The following is a 14,943-nucleotide window of genomic DNA, read 5'->3' on the forward strand; positions in this document are numbered from 1 at the left end:
GATGCTAATCGGTTGTATCCGAAAGAAGCGCCGCCGTATAGGGCGGCGCTGGGGAAACGGCCCGCGGCCCCGAGGATCCGCTTACGGAACTCAGGACCGCGGACGCGCATCAGGCCTCCTGGCCGCGGCGAGCCTTCTGCTCGATGGCGGCGCGGATGTAGCTGGAGAACAGCGGATGGCCGTCGCGCGGGGTGGACGTGAACTCCGGGTGGAACTGGACGCCGACGAACCACGGGTGGTTGGGCAGTTCCATCATTTCGGGCAGGTTCTCGGTCGGCGTGCGGGCGCTGATCACCATGCCGGCTTCTTCCAGGCGCGGCACGTAGACGTTGTTGACCTCGTAGCGGTGACGGTGACGTTCGTTCACTTCGTCGCCATAGATGGTCTGCGCGCGGGTGCCGGCCTTGATCGGCACGCGTTGCGCGCCCTTGCGCATGGTGCCGCCCAGGTCGGACGAGTTGTCGCGCTTTTCGACCTTGCCTTCGCGGTCCATCCACTCGGTGATGAGTGCAACCACCGGGTGCGGTGCGGAGGGATCGAATTCGGTGCTGTTGGCGCCGCCCAGGCCGGCGACGTGACGGGCGAATTCGATGACCGCCAGCTGCATGCCCAGGCAGATGCCCAGGTACGGCACGCCGTTTTCACGGGCGTAGCGGATGGCGGCGATCTTGCCTTCGGTGCCGCGCTTGCCGAAGCCGCCCGGAACCAGAATGGCGTCCAGGTGCTTCAACTGGTCGGTGCCGCGGGTTTCGATGTCTTCCGAGTCGATGTACTCGATGTTGATCTTCGAGCGCGTGTGGATCCCGGCGTGAACCAGGGCTTCCGTCAGCGACTTGTACGACTCGGTCAGGTCGACGTACTTGCCGACCATGCCGATGGTGAGCTGGTGCTCGGGGTGTTCCAGCGCTTCGACCAGGTTGTCCCACATGGACAGGTCGGCCGGCGGCGGGGTCAGGCCCAGGGCTTCGCAGACGATGTTGTCCACGCCTTGCTTGTGCAGCATGGCGGGGATCTTGTAGATGGAGTCGGCGTCCCAGACGGAAATGACCGCGTCCAGGGGCACGTTCGAGAACATCGAGATCTTGGCGCGCTCGTCGTCCGGAATACGGCGGTCGGCGCGGCACAGCAGCGCGTTCGGGTAGATGCCGATTTCGCGCAGTTTCTGCACCGAGTGCTGCGTGGGCTTGGTCTTCAGTTCGCCGGCGGAGGCGATGAAGGGCACCAGCGTCAGGTGCACGAAGGCCGCGTTGTTGCGGCCCATGCGCAGGCTCATCTGGCGGGCGGCCTCGAGGAACGGCAGCGACTCGATGTCGCCGACCGTGCCGCCGATTTCGACGATGGCAACATCGGTGTTGCCATTCCAGCCGGCTTCGGCGCCACGGGCGATGAAGTCCTGGATTTCGTTCGTGATGTGGGGAATCACCTGGACGGTCTTGCCCAGGTAGTCGCCACGGCGCTCCTTGCGCAGCACGGATTCGTAGATCTGGCCGGTGGTGAAGTTGTTCACCTTGTGCATGCGAGCGGAAATGAAGCGCTCGTAGTGGCCCAGGTCCAGGTCGGTTTCGGCGCCGTCTTCAGTGACGAACACTTCACCGTGCTGGAAGGGGCTCATCGTGCCCGGATCGACGTTGATGTAGGGGTCGAGCTTCAGCATGGTGACCTGCAAACCACGCGACTCGAGAATGGCAGCAAGCGACGCAGCGGCGATGCCCTTGCCCAGGGAAGACACCACACCGCCGGTGACAAATACGTATTTGGTCATCGTAATGAGCACCCGGGACGAGCGGGCGCGTGCGGGAAATTTGGATTATAGCCGGGCGACGCGACTTGTTTGGGTTTTCCCCTAGCGCCGTGCGGGTAACAATTGGCTGCACTCGGCAAGGCAACGCTGCGAGCCGCGCCGCGCGCACGTGCTATGGTCGCTCCCTATTTTTCGACCGCCGCCTTCCCGGCAGCGCCCTCCGTTCTTCACCCTCGCGCTGATGACCGACTCCACCCGTCCTGCCTATTCCCTTGCCTGGCGCATCGCTGTCGCCGCCGTTCTGCTGCGGCTGGCTTATTCCGTGCTGGTGCAGGCCTACACGTTGATGACGCCGTTGCCCTACGGCGACCAGATCCGCGCGAGCTACATGCAGCCGCCGGTGCTGGCCCCGCTGCTGGCCACCCTGGTGTCGACCCTGCTGGTCGTGGGCCTGACCGCCTGGTGCACGACGCGCCAGTGGCTCGCCCGGCACGATGCCGCGACCGTGAATCAGCCCGGCAGGATGCTGGCTACGTTCCTGGCCCTGCAGGCGCTCTACACGCTGTGCCTGTCCAGCGGCGTCGGCATTGCACAGAACGTGCTCATGATCGGCACGTTCAAGAGCGGCTCCTGGCTCGAGGAAGTGTTTGGTCTGGGCATCGTGGGCCGGTCCATCGCGATCAACCTGATGATCCGCGCCGTCACGATCGTGCTGGAGGTCGTCGGCATCTGGGTGGCGTTGCGCATTGCCGCGTGGACGGCAGGGCCCACCGGCCCCGGCGCCGGCCTTACGCTGACGCGGCGGCATGTGGCATGGATTTGCGGCCTGACCGTCCTGATCTGGCAGACCAGCTTCTCCATCATGCTCGGCGGCTTTCTGCAGATGCAGACGCTGGAAGCGGGATGGGCCGAGTACGCGCTGGGCTATTGGGTATTGCCAGTCGCGCTGCTGGCGCTGGTCACGATCGTGTGCCTGAAGCTGCTACCCCGCGCCTTTGAATACGCCGGCACCGGCCGGGCCGTGGCGCTGGGCAGCCTTGCGTTCTGGTTCGCGCAGGTGCTGGGCCTGGGCGCCGGTCTCATCATCCTCAAGTCCATGACCTGGGAGCAGTTGGCATGGGCCGCCCAATCACCGGCGTCCGCCGCGCTGGTGCTGCTGGCCTACGGCGCATTGCTGTCGCTGGGTTGCCTGGTGGCCACGCGCCTGCTCTACCGCAATCAAGGCGGGTCCGTGCGATAGCCTCAACCGCGCGCCATGAAAAAAAGGCCACGGCGTCATGCGTCGTGGCCTTTCTGCTTTGCGCCGGGCGCCGCCGGCATCAATGCAACGTCAGATCGCTGCGCAACGCAGCGTCAACCACGCCAGCGCCTCACCCTCGACCAGCGGCGACAGGCGTTCGAACACCGTCTTGTGATAGTCGTTCAGCCAGTCGATCTCGTCCTCGCGCATCAGCGAAGGCTCGATGCAGCGCGTGTCGATCGGGCACATCGTCAGCGTTTCGAAGCACAGGAATTCGCCCAGCTCCGAGGTCAGCCAGCTGCGGTTGGCAACCAGGTTCTCGATGCGCACGCCCCAGCGGCCCGGACGGTAGATGCCCGGCTCGTTGGACGTGATCATGCCGGGTTCCATGGCCGTGTGCGGGCCCGGCATCGCGCGATACGAGATGACCTGCGGGCCTTCGTGCACGTTCAGGAAATAGCCCACGCCGTGACCCGTGCCGTGTCCGTACTCCGCGCCGCCTTCCCAGATGGGCGCACGCGCGATGGCGTCCAGCATGGGCGACGGCGTGCCGCGCGGGAACGATGTGCGCGACAGCGCGATCATGCCCTTGAGCACCAGCGTGAAGTCGACCTTCTGGTCCGCGCTGGGCGTGCCAACCGCCACCACGCGCGTGATGTCGGTGGTGCCGCCACGGTACTGGCCGCCCGAGTCGATGAGCAACAGGCCGTCGCCCTCGATCGTGGCGTGCGATTCGGGCGTGGCGCGGTAATGCGGCATCGCGCCGTTGGCATTGAAGCCCGCGATGGTGGCGAAGCTGGGGCAGACGTAGGCGGGACGGCGCGCGCGGGCGGCCGTGATCTGCTCGTCGATGGTCAGTTCGGTAATGGTTTCCTTGCCCAGCGCGCCTTCGAACCAGGCGAAGAATTCGCACAGCGCGGCGCCGTCCTGCGCCATCGCCTGGCGCACGTTGGCCAGCTCTGCGTCGGTCTTGCGCGACTTGAGCAGCGTGGACGGGTTGATGGCTTCCACGCGCGGCACGGCCGGGTCCATGGCATGGAAAACGCCGCAGGTGACGCGGACCGGATCGATCAGCAGCTTCTGATCCTGTTCCAGCGAAGCCAGCGCATCCGCCGCCTGGGCATAGTCCGCCACTTCGACACCGTCCGCGGCCAGAGTGGCGCGCAGGTCGTCGTCGATCTTGCCATCGGCCACGAACAGCGTGGCGTGATCCAGGCCGATCAGCGCATGGCCGACGAAGACGGGGTTGTAGTCCACGTCCGCGCCGCGCAGGTTGAACAGCCAGGCGATGTCGTCGAGCGTGCAGATGAAATGCACGTCCGCGCCGTGCTTGCGCATCGCGTCGCGCACCTGCGCCAGCTTGTCTGCGCGCGTCACGCAGGCTTCGGGCGCCACGTGTTCATAAATTTTGGCGTCCGGCAGGCCGGCGCGGTCGTTCCAGACTTCGTCCAGCAGGTCTTCGCGGATTTCCAGCACGGCGCCGGACGTTGCCGCTGCAGCCGACAAGGCGCGGAAGGCGCCCAGGCCCAGCACCGCGCCGTCCACGCCGATGACGTCGCCCGCGCCGGTATTGGCGGCCAGCCAGTCGACATGGCCAGGCGTCGATGCCAGCGCAATCTTCATCAGCTGCACGCCGGTGCCGGCGAGCTGCGCTTCGGCCTGCACCCAGTAGCGGCTGTCCACCCACAGACCAGCGAAGTCCGCTGTGACCACCAGCGTGCCCACCGAGCCCGTGAAACCCGACAGCCAGCGCCGCCCTTGCCAGCGGGCCGGCAGGTATTCGGACAGGTGCGGGTCCGAGGAAGGTACGACGTAGGCGGTCAGACCGCGGCGGCTCATGGCCTGCCGCAATTGGGCAATACGGGCGTCGGTGCTAGACATGGGAGATGGGATCCTTAGCGCAACATGAAAGACATGGCGCCCAGGCTGTTCAGCGTACGGATGGCGGACTGCATGCTATCCGTGGTGAATCGCAAGGTGACGCCGTCCACGCGTTCGAGCGTGGGCCACATGCAGAACAGGTCGGCCAGTGCCGCGCTCTGCGTCTGCAACCGGCATTCTATAGGCGCGGGAATGACGAAAGGAACGGCTTTCTTGTCGCCGCCGCGCTTGAAGTTGCGCACGGCGGTTTCGGCGGCCGCAGCAATCGCGCGGCGTGACGCGGCGGGCGACAGCGTTACGCCGCTGCCCTGCCCGTGCGCGACTTTGGTCTGCACCCATTCGGCGCCGGGGAACGTATCGCGGGTTTCCGCGATAAACACATCGTCGCCGGTGCCCAGGATGACGGGCACGCCCAGTTCGCCGGCCAGCGCGCCGTACAGGCCCGCTTCGCCCAGCTCCATGCCGTTGATGACGACGCGGGCGAACGCGAAGCTGTTGATGGTGTGGGCCAGGATGCCGCGCCCCTGCGAGCGCGAGTGGTAGCCGATCATGAAGACGGCGTCGCACGCTTCTTCCAGCCCGCCCATCATGCCCAGGTAGCGCGGCTTGCCCAGCACCAGTCGGGCGCGCTCGTCCAGGCCGTCGGGCAGCAGGTTGCGAAAGCCGCCGTGCGAATCGTTGACCAGAATCTCTTCGGCGCCGCCCGCAATGGCGCCCTGCACGGCCGCGTTGGCCTCGGCGGTCATCCAGGCGCGCGCGCGCTCGTATTCGCCATTGCCGGCGCGGACCTGCTCGGGATGGAAGACGCCGGCGACGCCTTCGATATCGGTGGAAATCAGGATCTTCATGAAAGGGGCCTTGAAAGTGTTCAGAGTTCGGTGTCGGAGAGCCACTGGCGCCAATCGGGCGCGGCGTGGCGGATGCAATCGCGGTGGTTCCCGTCGCGCCCGGTCACGCTTTCGGCGTGCCACAGCGCGGCAATGATGGCCTGTTCGCAGGCTTCGGCGGCGGCCTCGAAGAGCGGATCGATGCGGGCCTCGTGCAACATGGCGATCGCGGGCATGGGCGACTCGGCGAGCTGCGGAATCGTGTATGCCGTCGAAAACGCCAGCGCAATGTCGCCGCTGCCGTGGCCGAACACCGAGCCGGTGCGCGCCAGCCCCGCGCCCGCGCGCAGCGACAGCCGGCGCAACTGCCGAGAATCGAGCGGCGCGTCGGTGGCCACCAGCAGGATGATCGATCCCTTCTCGGGCGCGATCACCGCGTTTTCGCCTTGCTGCGCCAGCTTGCCGTCAAGCTGGTCCGCCAGCCGGCGGCCAAACGGCCTGCCCGCCACCGTCAGGTTGGGCAAACGGCCGAAGTTGGAAAGCACCAGCGCGCCCACGGTGTACTGCGGTCCGTCCTTGATCCGCGCAACGCGCGAAGCCGAGCCGATGCCGCCCTTGAACGAAAAGCTGGACATGCCCCGGCCGGCGCCAACGGCGCCCTGCGCGAATCGCTTGCCGGCGGCGGTCAGCGCGTCGGCGTAATGCGATTCCTGGACCGCCATCGCCTGGATGTCGTTCAGGAACCCGTCGTTGCACTCGAAGACCAGCGGATTCACGGTCGCCATGCCGCGGCCGATGCCGGGATTGGCCGCGACCGCGGCGCGGATCTGCGCATTGGCCACGGTGCCCACGCCGAACGTGTTGGTCAGCCCGATCGGCGTTTCCAGCACGCCCAGTTCCTGCACCTGAACCAGGCCGGTGCTTTTGCCGAAGCCGTTCAGCACGGTGGCCGCGGCCGGCGTCTTGTCCAGAAAGGCATCGCCGCCATGCGTGCGCACGACGGTCACGCCGGTCTGCAGCGGGCCCTCGGCCAGCGTGCAATGGCCAACGGTGACGTCACCCACGTCGCAGATCGAGCCCAGCGGCCCCGACGGCAGTACGCCGATACGCGGAATGTCCAGCGCTTGTTTGTCCATGTTCGTCTACGTGTCGCCACGCTCCAGAATGCAAAACGCCGCCACCCTGGGTCCGGGGCACGCGCTGGCAGGCGCGTGGCGGACGGAGGCGGCGGCGGAAAAATCGCCCTCCACGCCGGCCCTCGCAAGAGGCCCGGCGGCAGGTTTACTTGCGGTCGATCTTGGGATCGAGCGCGTCGCGCAGGCCGTCGCCCAGCAGGTTGAACGCCAGCACCGTCAGGAAGATCGCCAGCGCCGGGAAGATCGCGACGTGCGGTGCGATGACCATGTCGGCGCGCGCTTCGTTCAGCATTGCGCCCCACTCCGGCGTGGGAGGCGAAGCGCCCATGCCCAGGAACGACAGGCTGGCGGCCGTGATGATCGAGGTGCCGATCCGCATCGTGCCGTACACCACGATCGGCGAGATCGTGCCGGGCAGGATGTGGCGCATGATGATCGTCCAGTCGGACGCGCCCACGCTCTTGACGGCTTCGACGTACGTCATCTGCTTGATCGACAGCGTGTTGCCGCGCACCAGGCGGGCAAACGCGGGCACGCTGAACACGGCCACAGCCACGATCACGTTGACCATGCTGGAACCCAGGATGGCGACCACGCCGATGGCCAGCAGCATGCCGGGGAACGCCAGCAGCACGTCAGAGATACGCATCGTGATGCGTTCCCACCAGCCTTCGTAGTAGCCGGCCATCAGACCCATGAAGGTGCCGACGATGGCGCCCATGGCGACCGACAGGAAGCCAGCGGCCAGCGAGATGCGCGCGCCCATGACGATGCGGCTGAAGATGTCGCGGCCCAGCGAATCCACGCCCAGCCAGTGCGTCAGCGACGGACCGGCGTTCAGCGCGTCATAGTCGAAGAAGTTCTCCGGATCGAACGGCACGATCCACGGCGCAAAGGCCGCGACGATGACCAGCAGCAGGACGAAGAGGCCGGCGCCGACCGCAAGCTTCTGCTTCTTGAACTTGCGCCAGAACTCGGTGGCGGGCGTGCGCACGTCGTTCTTGGGGACGGCGGCGATGGTCGCGGCGGGTGTCGTATTGCTCATGGCCGCCTCACTTGTAACGGATGCTGGGATTGATGACGCCATAGAGCACGTCGACAATCAGGTTGATCAGGATGAATTCCAGCGAGAACAGCAGCACGAGGCCCTGGATCACCGGATAGTCGCGCTGGGTCACGGCGTCCACCAGCAGGCGGCCAAGGCCGGGCCAGTTGAACACGGTCTCGACCACGATCGAGCCGCCCAGCAGGAAGCCGAACTGCAGGCCCATCATGGTCACGACGGGAATCAGCGCATTGCGCAGCGCGTGCTTGATGATCACGCGGCGCTCGGACAAGCCCTTGGCGCGGGCGGTGCGCACGAAGTCTTCCTGCACGACTTCGACGAACGAGGCCCGCGTGAAACGCGCCATCACGGCAGCCACCGCGGCGCCCAGCGTGATGGAAGGAAGAATGTAGTGTTGCCAGGTCGATGCGCCCACGGTGGGGAGCCAGCCCAGGTTCACCGAGAAGATCTGCATCAGCATCATGCCCAGCGCGAACGCGGGGAACGAGATGCCGGACACCGCCAGCGTCATGCCGAGACGGTCAGGCCAGCGATTGCGCCATACCGCCGACACGATGCCGATGATCATGCCGAAGCCGACTGACCACACCATGCTCGCAAGGGTGAGCCACAGGGTGGGCATGAAACGGTCGGCGATTTCGGTCGAGACGGGGCGCTTGGTGCGCAGCGAGGTCCCGAGGTCGCCCTGCAGCATGTGGCTGAAGTAGCGCACGAACTGCTGCGGCAGGGGCAGATCCAGCCCAAGTTCCTTGCGCACGAGCTCGACGGTTTGCTGGTCGGCCTCGGGGCCAGCGGCCAGCCGTGCCGGGTCGCCCGGAAGCATGTGCACAAACAGGAACACGACCACCGCTACCAGCAGCAGCGTGGGGATCATGCCCAGAAGACGTTTGACGATGTAGGTCAGCATTGAAATTCCTGCAACATCGGCGGGGACACCGCGTCCCCGCCGTATGTGGCCTTACAAGGGCCCGAAGGCCCCAAGAGTTACTGCTTGGTTTACTGCTTCAGGTCGATGTCGCCGAACCAGAACGAGGTGTCCGGCTCAACGTACACGCCCGACAGGTTCTTCGACTTGACGTACAGGTTGTTCTGGGTCACCAGGAAGGCCCACGGGGCGTCCTTCCAGATGGTTTCCTGAACGTTCTTGTAGATCTCGGTCTTCTTCTCGCGGTCCGTGGTGGCCAGCGCTTGCTGGACGCCTTCGTCAACCGACTTGTTCGAGTAGTACGACACGTTGTTCAGCACCGGCGGGAACGCGGCGGTGGTCAGCAGCGGACGCAGGCCCCAGTCGGCTTCACCGGTCGAGGACGACCAGCCGGCGTAGTACATGCGGACCTTGGCGTCTTCAGGCTTTTGCACCTGTTGGACGCGCTGCACGCGCTGGCCGGATTCCAGGACTTCCACGGAAACCTTGATGCCGACCTGGGCGAGCTGTTGCTGCAGGAACTGAACGACCTTCACCGAGGTGCCGTCGTTATAGGCGGACCACAGCGTGCTTTCGAAGCCGTTGGGGTAGCCGGCTTCGGCCAGCAGGGCCTTGGCCTTCTTGATGTCGTAGGGCCATGCGCCGATCTTGTGCGCGTAGTCCACGCCTTGCGGCACGACGCCGTCGATGACGGTGGCGTAGCCCGAGAACGCGACCTTGGCCAGGGCGTCCTTGTTGATGGCATAGTTGATGGCTTCACGCACCTTGACGTTGTCGAACGGCTTTTGCTGCGTGTTCATCGACAGGTAGCGGGCCATGATCGAGTTCTTGTGATCGACCACGTCCAGCTTGTCGTTCTTCTTCAGCACGGCGGCCTGCTCGAACGGCACCGGGAAGGCAAAGTGCGCTTCACCCGTCTGCACCACGGCGGCGCGGGTGTTGTTGTCGGTCACGGTGCGGAAGGTCAGCGTGTCGACCTTCGGGTAGCCCTTCTTCCAGTAACCGTCGAACTTCTTGACCTTCAGGTATTCGGCCGGCTTCCATTCGACGAATTCGAACGGGCCCGTGCCAACCGGGTGGAAACCGATTTCCTTGCCGTACTTGGCCAGGGCGGCCGGCGAGATCATCATGGCGGCCGGATGAGCCAGCGCGTTGATGAAGGCCGAGAACGGCTTCTTCAGCGTGATCTTGACGGTCATCGGGTCGACCACTTCGGTCTTTTCGATGACGCTGAACTGGATGTAGCGCGACAGGCGGTTGTCCGGATTGGCCGGACGGTCGAAGTTGACCTTGACCGCTTCGGCGTTGAAGTCGGTGCCGTCATGGAACTTCACGCCGGGACGCAGCTTGAAGGTGTAGACCAGGCCGTCTTCGCTGACCGTGTAATCGGTCGCCAGCACCTTCTGAACCTTCAGGTCCTTGTCGAATTCGAACAGGCCTTCGTAGTAGGCCTTGCCAGCCGCCTGGTTCAGCGTGCTGTTCGTGTTGTACGGGTCCAGCGTTTCCAGCGCGATGGAAACGGCAAACGTCACGTCCTTGGCGGCGTGGGCCATCGGCGCGGTGAGCACGCCGAAGGCCAGCGCGGCAGCGGCCATCAGCTTGGTGGGGCGCAGAACTTTCATCATTGCAACTCCTGGTTCCAAAAAAAGGTCAACTACTGAGTCAATACGCGCCGCCGACGGGATGGCGGGCTACAAAATGATCCGTACCGACCTGAACCAGCGGCTGCACCACCGGTTCGTCGTTCAGTTTGCGGATCGGGCTGGGGATTTCATCGGACAGCAAGGTGCGCTTCAGGTGACGGCGCGCCGGATCGGCGATCGGCACGGCGGACATCAGCTTCTTGGTGTACGGGTGCTGCGGATTCTCGAAGATGGCGCGGCGCGGGCCAATTTCGACGATCTGGCCCAGGTACATCACCGCCACGCGGTGGCTGACGCGTTCGACCACGGCCATGTCGTGCGAGATGAACAGGAACGAAATGCCCATGTCGCGCTGCAGGTCGATCAGCAGGTTCACGATCTGCGCCTGGATCGACACATCGAGTGCCGACACCGATTCGTCCGCGATCACGACCTTCGGGTTCAGAGCCAGGGCACGTGCGATGCAGATGCGCTGGCGCTGGCCGCCCGAGAATTCGTGCGGATAGCGCTGCGCCATTTCCGGCGGCAGGCCCACGCGTTCGAGCAGTTCGGCGACGCGGCGCTCGGCATCCTTGCCCTTGGCCACGCCGTGCACCAGCAGCGGCTCCATGATCGAGAAACCCACGGTCACGCGCGGATCCAGCGACGCAAACGGGTCCTGGAACACGAACTGGATGTCGCGGCGCAGGGATTGCAGTTCGTTGTTCTTCAGACGCACGATGTCGCGGCCGCCGAAGCGGATCTCGCCGCCCTGGCTTTCCACCAAGCGCAGCAGCGAGCGGCCCGTCGTGGACTTGCCGCAGCCGGACTCGCCGACCAGCGACAGCGTCTCGCCGGGGTACAGGTCGAAGCTGACCTTTTCCACGGCGTGCACACGGCGCTGCACGCGGCTCAGGATGCCGCCGCGCAGGTCAAAACGCGTCACCAGGTTGCGCACGCTCAGGATGGGTTCGCGCTTGGCGTTGGGCACTTCCTGCGTGCTGACGATGCCGGGCTCGGCCACGGGCTGGGCCTTGCCTTCCACCTGCAGCAGCGGGAAGCGCGCGGGCAGGTCCGTGCCCTGCATGGCGCCCAGCTTCGGCACGGCCGACAGCAACGCCTTCGTGTAGCTGTGCTGGGGCGCGGCGAACACCTGGTCCGACGGGCCTTCCTCGACCTTGTCGCCGCGGAACATCACCAGCACGCGGTCGGCCACTTCGGCCACCACGCCCATGTCGTGGGTGATGAACACCACGCCCATGTGCATTTCTTCCTGGAGCTGGCGGATGAGCTGCAGGATCTGCGCCTGGATGGTCACGTCCAGGGCGGTGGTCGGTTCGTCGGCGATCAGCAGCGCCGGCTTGCAGGCCAGCGCCATGGCGATCATGACGCGCTGGCGCATGCCGCCCGACAGTTGATGGGGGTAGCGGTCCAGCACCGACTTGGCTTCGGGAATGCGGACCTGTTCCAGCATGCGCAGCGCCTCGGCGCGCGCCGAGGCGCCGTCCATGCCCTGGTGCTCACGGATCGATTCGGCGATCTGGTCGCCAGCCGTGAACACCGGGTTCAAGGAGGTCATCGGCTCCTGGAAAATCATCGCCATGTCGGCGCCGCGCACGTCACGCATGACGCGCTGGCTGGAATTGGCCAGGTCGATCACGGAACCGTTGCGGCGGCGCAGGGCCATGCGACCCTGGGCGATGCGGCCGCCGCCGTGTTCCACCAGACGCATCAGCGCCAGCGACGTCACCGATTTGCCGGAACCCGATTCGCCCACGATGGCCAGGGTTTCGCCCCGGTCCACATGGAACGACAGGTTGCGCACGGCTTCGACCGTACGCTCGGAACCCACGAAGCGCACCGTCAGGTCGTCGACCTGGACCACGCGGTTATCCGGCAGCGCCAGGCTGTTTGCGCGATCAACCATCTCTTCTCATTCCCAAAATAAACCTACTGATCCAAACCCGCCGCTCATCGGTAGATGGCGGTCACCGGCTTTTCGCCAACGCGGGCGTAACCCCGGTACATGCCTTCCGTGTTGAACGGCAAGGCCACATTGCCCTGGGCGTCGACGGCCACGAGGCCGCCCTTGCCGCCGATGGTGGGCAGTTTTTCCATCACGACGCGGTCCGCCGCCGTTTCCAGCGAGGCGCCGCAGTACTCCATCTGGGCCGCCACGTCGTACGCGGCAACCATGCGGATGAACATTTCGCCCGTGCCCGTGGTGGACACGGCGCAGGTCTTGTTGCTGGCATAGGTGCCGGCGCCGATCAGGGGCGCATCGCCCACGCGGCCGACCTGTTTGTTGGTGATGCCGCCGGTGGAGGTGGCAGCCGCCAGGTTGCCCTGCGCATCGACAGCCACGGCGCCCACGGTGCCGAACTTCTTGTCGGCGTCCAGCGGATCGGCCGGTGCAGGCTGGCCGCGCGCGACCATGGCCTGGCCGTCGTGATCCAGCACGGCGGCGTCCGGCGATTCGCGCTGCACGCGCAGCAGCTGCTCGCGGCGGGCTTCGGTCGAAAAATACGACGGGTCGACAAGTTCCACGCCTTCCTGAGTGGCGAAGGCTTCGGCGCCCTCGCCCACGAAGAAGACGTGCTTGCTGTTTTCCATGACCTTGCGCGCGGCAAAGATCGGATTGCGCACGCGGTTCACATTGGCGATGGCGCCGGAACGCAGCGTCGCGCCGTCCATGATGGCGGCGTCCAGCTCATGGGTGCCGGCGCTGGTGAACACGGCGCCGTGGCCGGCGTTGAACAGCGGGCAATCCTCGAGCAGGCGCACGGCCTCGGTGACGGCGTCCAGGGCGCTGCCGCCCTTGGCCAGCACGGCTTGGCCGGCGGTCAGGATGGACTCCAGGGCCGCCAGGTATTCCTGTTCTTTCTCGGGAGACATGGCCGCGCGGGACATCGCGCCGGCGCCGCCGTGAATGGCAATCACGGGCTGAATCATCGTTTACCTACTCCATGTATGAGCCACGGCATGACGGACTGGGTCACCCCAGCGGCGGCCGCGACGGAATTTTTGGCGCGATAGGCCACCGCCGCGGACAAGGCTTCAATGAGCCCGAGCGCGGCGGTTTCGGAATTGGGAATGAGCTGGCGTGCCGAGAAGGCATACAGCACGACGGAGGCCGTGGGCGCCAGCGGCGACGTGGGCTTGTCCGTCAGCACCAGCACCGGCACGCCGGCCTGCTTGGCCGCGCCGGCCAGCGTCACGGTGTCGGCCAGATAGCGCGGAAAGCCGATGGCGATCACCAGGTCTTTGCTGGTCATGCGCGACATCTGCCGCGCCGCGTGCGACACGCCGCCGGGACCGGCCAGCGACTCGACGGAATGCAGGTGCATGCACAGGCCGCGCTGCAAGAGGCCCGCGAGGAACCCGCTGGCGCCGAAACCGATGATGAAAACGCGTTCGGCGGCCAGGATCGTGTCGACCGCCTTTTCACAGGCGTCCGAATCCAGGGCCTGCAGGTTGCGCTGCGCGTTGCGAATGTCTTCTTCGAGCGTCGCGGCGAAGATCTGGACGGCGCTGGCAGAGTGGGCTAGTTCGGTGCGCAGTTTTTCGACCGGTTCCAGCGCGGCTTCAAAGCCGCGCGCCAGCTCGGCACGGAATTGCGGGTAACCCGGCAGATCCAGGGCACGCGCAAACCGGTTGGCGGTGGCCACCGACACGCCCACTGCCACCGCGAACTCGTCGATGGTCATGGTGGCGACGCGGAATTGATGCGCCAGCACGTACTCGGCCATCTTGTGCTGGGTCCGGCTCAGCGCGGGCTGGGCCCGGGCGATCCGATCAGCGATCGTAATGGCGGACTTGGTCATCGAACAGCGTGGTGGAAATCAGGCGGCGGGTTTATGTAAATCTGTTTACACACAAATTTTAGTTAAGAAAATAGATTTTCATACTAAGGGTATACCCGTGAATATATGTAACAGTCCGGGTCGAAAAATCGGGGCCGGGTTGCGTTACGCTTGGTGCCCTTACAGAATTGCCCACCTTGTCCCGATATCTGGAATGACACGCATGACGCCCGCCTGGACCTGCAAGCCCCACGCCGATCTGACCCCCGCCGAGCTTTACGCCATCCTGCGGCTACGTTCCGAGGTATTCGTGGTGGAACAGAATTGCGTGTTTCTGGACATGGACGGCAAGGATCTCAAGGGGCAGACCGAACACCTCATGGCGTGGCACGAGGGCGAATTGGTGGCCTATTGCCGCCTACTGGAGCCGGCCCTGAATGACGGCCGCGCCATTATCGGCCGCGTGATCACCGCCCCGGCCGCGCGTGGAACAGGGTTGGGGCATGAGCTGATGCGCCGCGCAAAGGAAGAAGTGCAGCGGTTGTGGCCGGGTCAGCCGGTTTATTTGGGCGCGCAGGCGCGGCTCAAAGGCTATTACGGCGGCCACGGCTTTGTGCCGGTGACTGAGGAATACATGGAGGACGGCATCCCGCATGTGGGGATGCTGCTGAGCGAATCGGCCTGAACCGCCGAAACACATTC

12 protein-coding genes are annotated in these 14,943 nt (G+C 65.4%); 2 read left to right on the plus strand and 10 right to left on the minus strand.

Translation table 11 applies throughout. The features are described from left to right. Positions 1-109 precede the first annotated feature (109 nt). A complete protein-coding gene (locus B2W22_RS18980; protein WP_175122909.1) occupies positions 110-1,762 on the minus strand; it encodes a CTP synthase in 1,653 nt (550 codons plus the stop codon). Between the two features lie 220 nt (positions 1,763-1,982). Between B2W22_RS18980 and B2W22_RS18985 the strand changes: the two genes are divergently transcribed. After that, positions 1,983-2,981, plus strand: a complete 999-nt coding sequence (locus tag B2W22_RS18985) for a hypothetical protein (RefSeq protein WP_175184267.1) — start codon at positions 1,983-1,985, stop codon at positions 2,979-2,981. 90 nt (positions 2,982-3,071) lie between these two features. On the opposite strand, the gene B2W22_RS18990 is transcribed toward B2W22_RS18985, so the two are convergent. The 9 genes from B2W22_RS18990 to B2W22_RS19030 form a co-directional block, all read right to left on the minus strand. Beyond that, entirely contained in the window at positions 3,072-4,862 is a 1,791-nt protein-coding gene (locus B2W22_RS18990) for an aminopeptidase P family protein (RefSeq protein WP_175184266.1), read from the minus strand. A 14-nt stretch (positions 4,863-4,876) separates the two neighbouring features. Further along, complete coding sequence (locus B2W22_RS18995) at positions 4,877-5,710, minus strand: M55 family metallopeptidase (protein WP_175122912.1); 834 nt, start codon at positions 5,708-5,710, stop codon at positions 4,877-4,879. A 20-nt stretch (positions 5,711-5,730) separates the two neighbouring features. Then, the gene (locus B2W22_RS19000) at positions 5,731-6,825 is read right to left on the minus strand and encodes a P1 family peptidase (RefSeq protein ID WP_286939173.1); all 1,095 of its coding nucleotides are present in this window, start codon (positions 6,823-6,825) and stop codon (positions 5,731-5,733) included. Positions 6,826-6,970: 145 nt separating this feature from the next. After that, on the minus strand, positions 6,971-7,870 hold the full coding sequence (gene gsiD, locus B2W22_RS19005; protein ID WP_175122914.1) for a glutathione ABC transporter permease GsiD: 900 nt from the start codon (positions 7,868-7,870) through the stop codon (positions 6,971-6,973). Between the two features lie 7 nt (positions 7,871-7,877). After that, entirely contained in the window at positions 7,878-8,798 is a 921-nt protein-coding gene (gene gsiC / locus B2W22_RS19010) for a glutathione ABC transporter permease GsiC (RefSeq protein ID WP_056322028.1), read from the minus strand. 89 nt (positions 8,799-8,887) lie between these two features. Continuing rightward, positions 8,888-10,441 (minus strand): glutathione ABC transporter substrate-binding protein GsiB, encoded by a 1,554-nt coding sequence (gene gsiB, locus B2W22_RS19015; protein WP_175122915.1) that lies wholly within the window; start codon positions 10,439-10,441, stop codon positions 8,888-8,890. A 37-nt stretch (positions 10,442-10,478) separates the two neighbouring features. Next, the gene (locus B2W22_RS19020) at positions 10,479-12,365 is read right to left on the minus strand and encodes a dipeptide ABC transporter ATP-binding protein (RefSeq protein ID WP_286939175.1); all 1,887 of its coding nucleotides are present in this window, start codon (positions 12,363-12,365) and stop codon (positions 10,479-10,481) included. 44 nt (positions 12,366-12,409) lie between these two features. Further along, on the minus strand, positions 12,410-13,390 hold the full coding sequence (locus B2W22_RS19025; protein WP_286939177.1) for an isoaspartyl peptidase/L-asparaginase family protein: 981 nt from the start codon (positions 13,388-13,390) through the stop codon (positions 12,410-12,412). After that, positions 13,387-14,262 carry a MurR/RpiR family transcriptional regulator gene (locus tag B2W22_RS19030; RefSeq protein ID WP_175122918.1) on the minus strand — a complete coding sequence of 292 codons (876 nt, stop codon included), beginning with the start codon at positions 14,260-14,262 and terminating at the stop codon, positions 13,387-13,389. Before B2W22_RS19030 ends, B2W22_RS19025 begins: the two co-directional genes overlap by 4 nt. A 202-nt stretch (positions 14,263-14,464) precedes the next feature. Between B2W22_RS19030 and B2W22_RS19035 the strand changes: the two genes are divergently transcribed. After that, positions 14,465-14,926, plus strand: a complete 462-nt coding sequence (locus tag B2W22_RS19035) for a GNAT family N-acetyltransferase (RefSeq protein ID WP_175122919.1) — start codon at positions 14,465-14,467, stop codon at positions 14,924-14,926. The last annotated feature ends 17 nt before the right edge of the window (positions 14,927-14,943 follow it).

The sequence above is a fragment of the Achromobacter sp. UBA4530 genome, from assembly GCF_002388205.1.
In the GTDB taxonomy this organism is placed as follows: Bacteria; Pseudomonadota; Gammaproteobacteria; order Burkholderiales; family Burkholderiaceae_B; genus Achromobacter; species Achromobacter animicus.

Coding starts and splice junctions, on each gene's coding strand:
- B2W22_RS18985 (WP_175184267.1), top strand. CDS start 1,983: ATGACCGACTCCACCCGTCCTGCCTATTCCCTTGCCTGGCGCATCGCT.
- B2W22_RS19000 (WP_286939173.1), bottom strand. CDS start 6,825: ATGGACAAACAAGCGCTGGACATTCCGCGTATCGGCGTACTGCCGTCG.
- B2W22_RS19030 (WP_175122918.1), bottom strand. CDS start 14,262: ATGACCAAGTCCGCCATTACGATCGCTGATCGGATCGCCCGGGCCCAG.
- B2W22_RS19025 (WP_286939177.1), bottom strand. CDS start 13,390: ATGATTCAGCCCGTGATTGCCATTCACGGCGGCGCCGGCGCGATGTCC.
- B2W22_RS18980 (WP_175122909.1), bottom strand. CDS start 1,762: ATGACCAAATACGTATTTGTCACCGGCGGTGTGGTGTCTTCCCTGGGC.
- gsiB (WP_175122915.1), bottom strand. CDS start 10,441: ATGATGAAAGTTCTGCGCCCCACCAAGCTGATGGCCGCTGCCGCGCTG.
- B2W22_RS19035 (WP_175122919.1), top strand. CDS start 14,465: ATGACGCCCGCCTGGACCTGCAAGCCCCACGCCGATCTGACCCCCGCC.
- B2W22_RS19020 (WP_286939175.1), bottom strand. CDS start 12,365: ATGGTTGATCGCGCAAACAGCCTGGCGCTGCCGGATAACCGCGTGGTC.
- gsiD (WP_175122914.1), bottom strand. CDS start 7,870: ATGAGCAATACGACACCCGCCGCGACCATCGCCGCCGTCCCCAAGAAC.
- B2W22_RS18990 (WP_175184266.1), bottom strand. CDS start 4,862: ATGTCTAGCACCGACGCCCGTATTGCCCAATTGCGGCAGGCCATGAGC.
- gsiC (WP_056322028.1), bottom strand. CDS start 8,798: ATGCTGACCTACATCGTCAAACGTCTTCTGGGCATGATCCCCACGCTG.
- B2W22_RS18995 (WP_175122912.1), bottom strand. CDS start 5,710: ATGAAGATCCTGATTTCCACCGATATCGAAGGCGTCGCCGGCGTCTTC.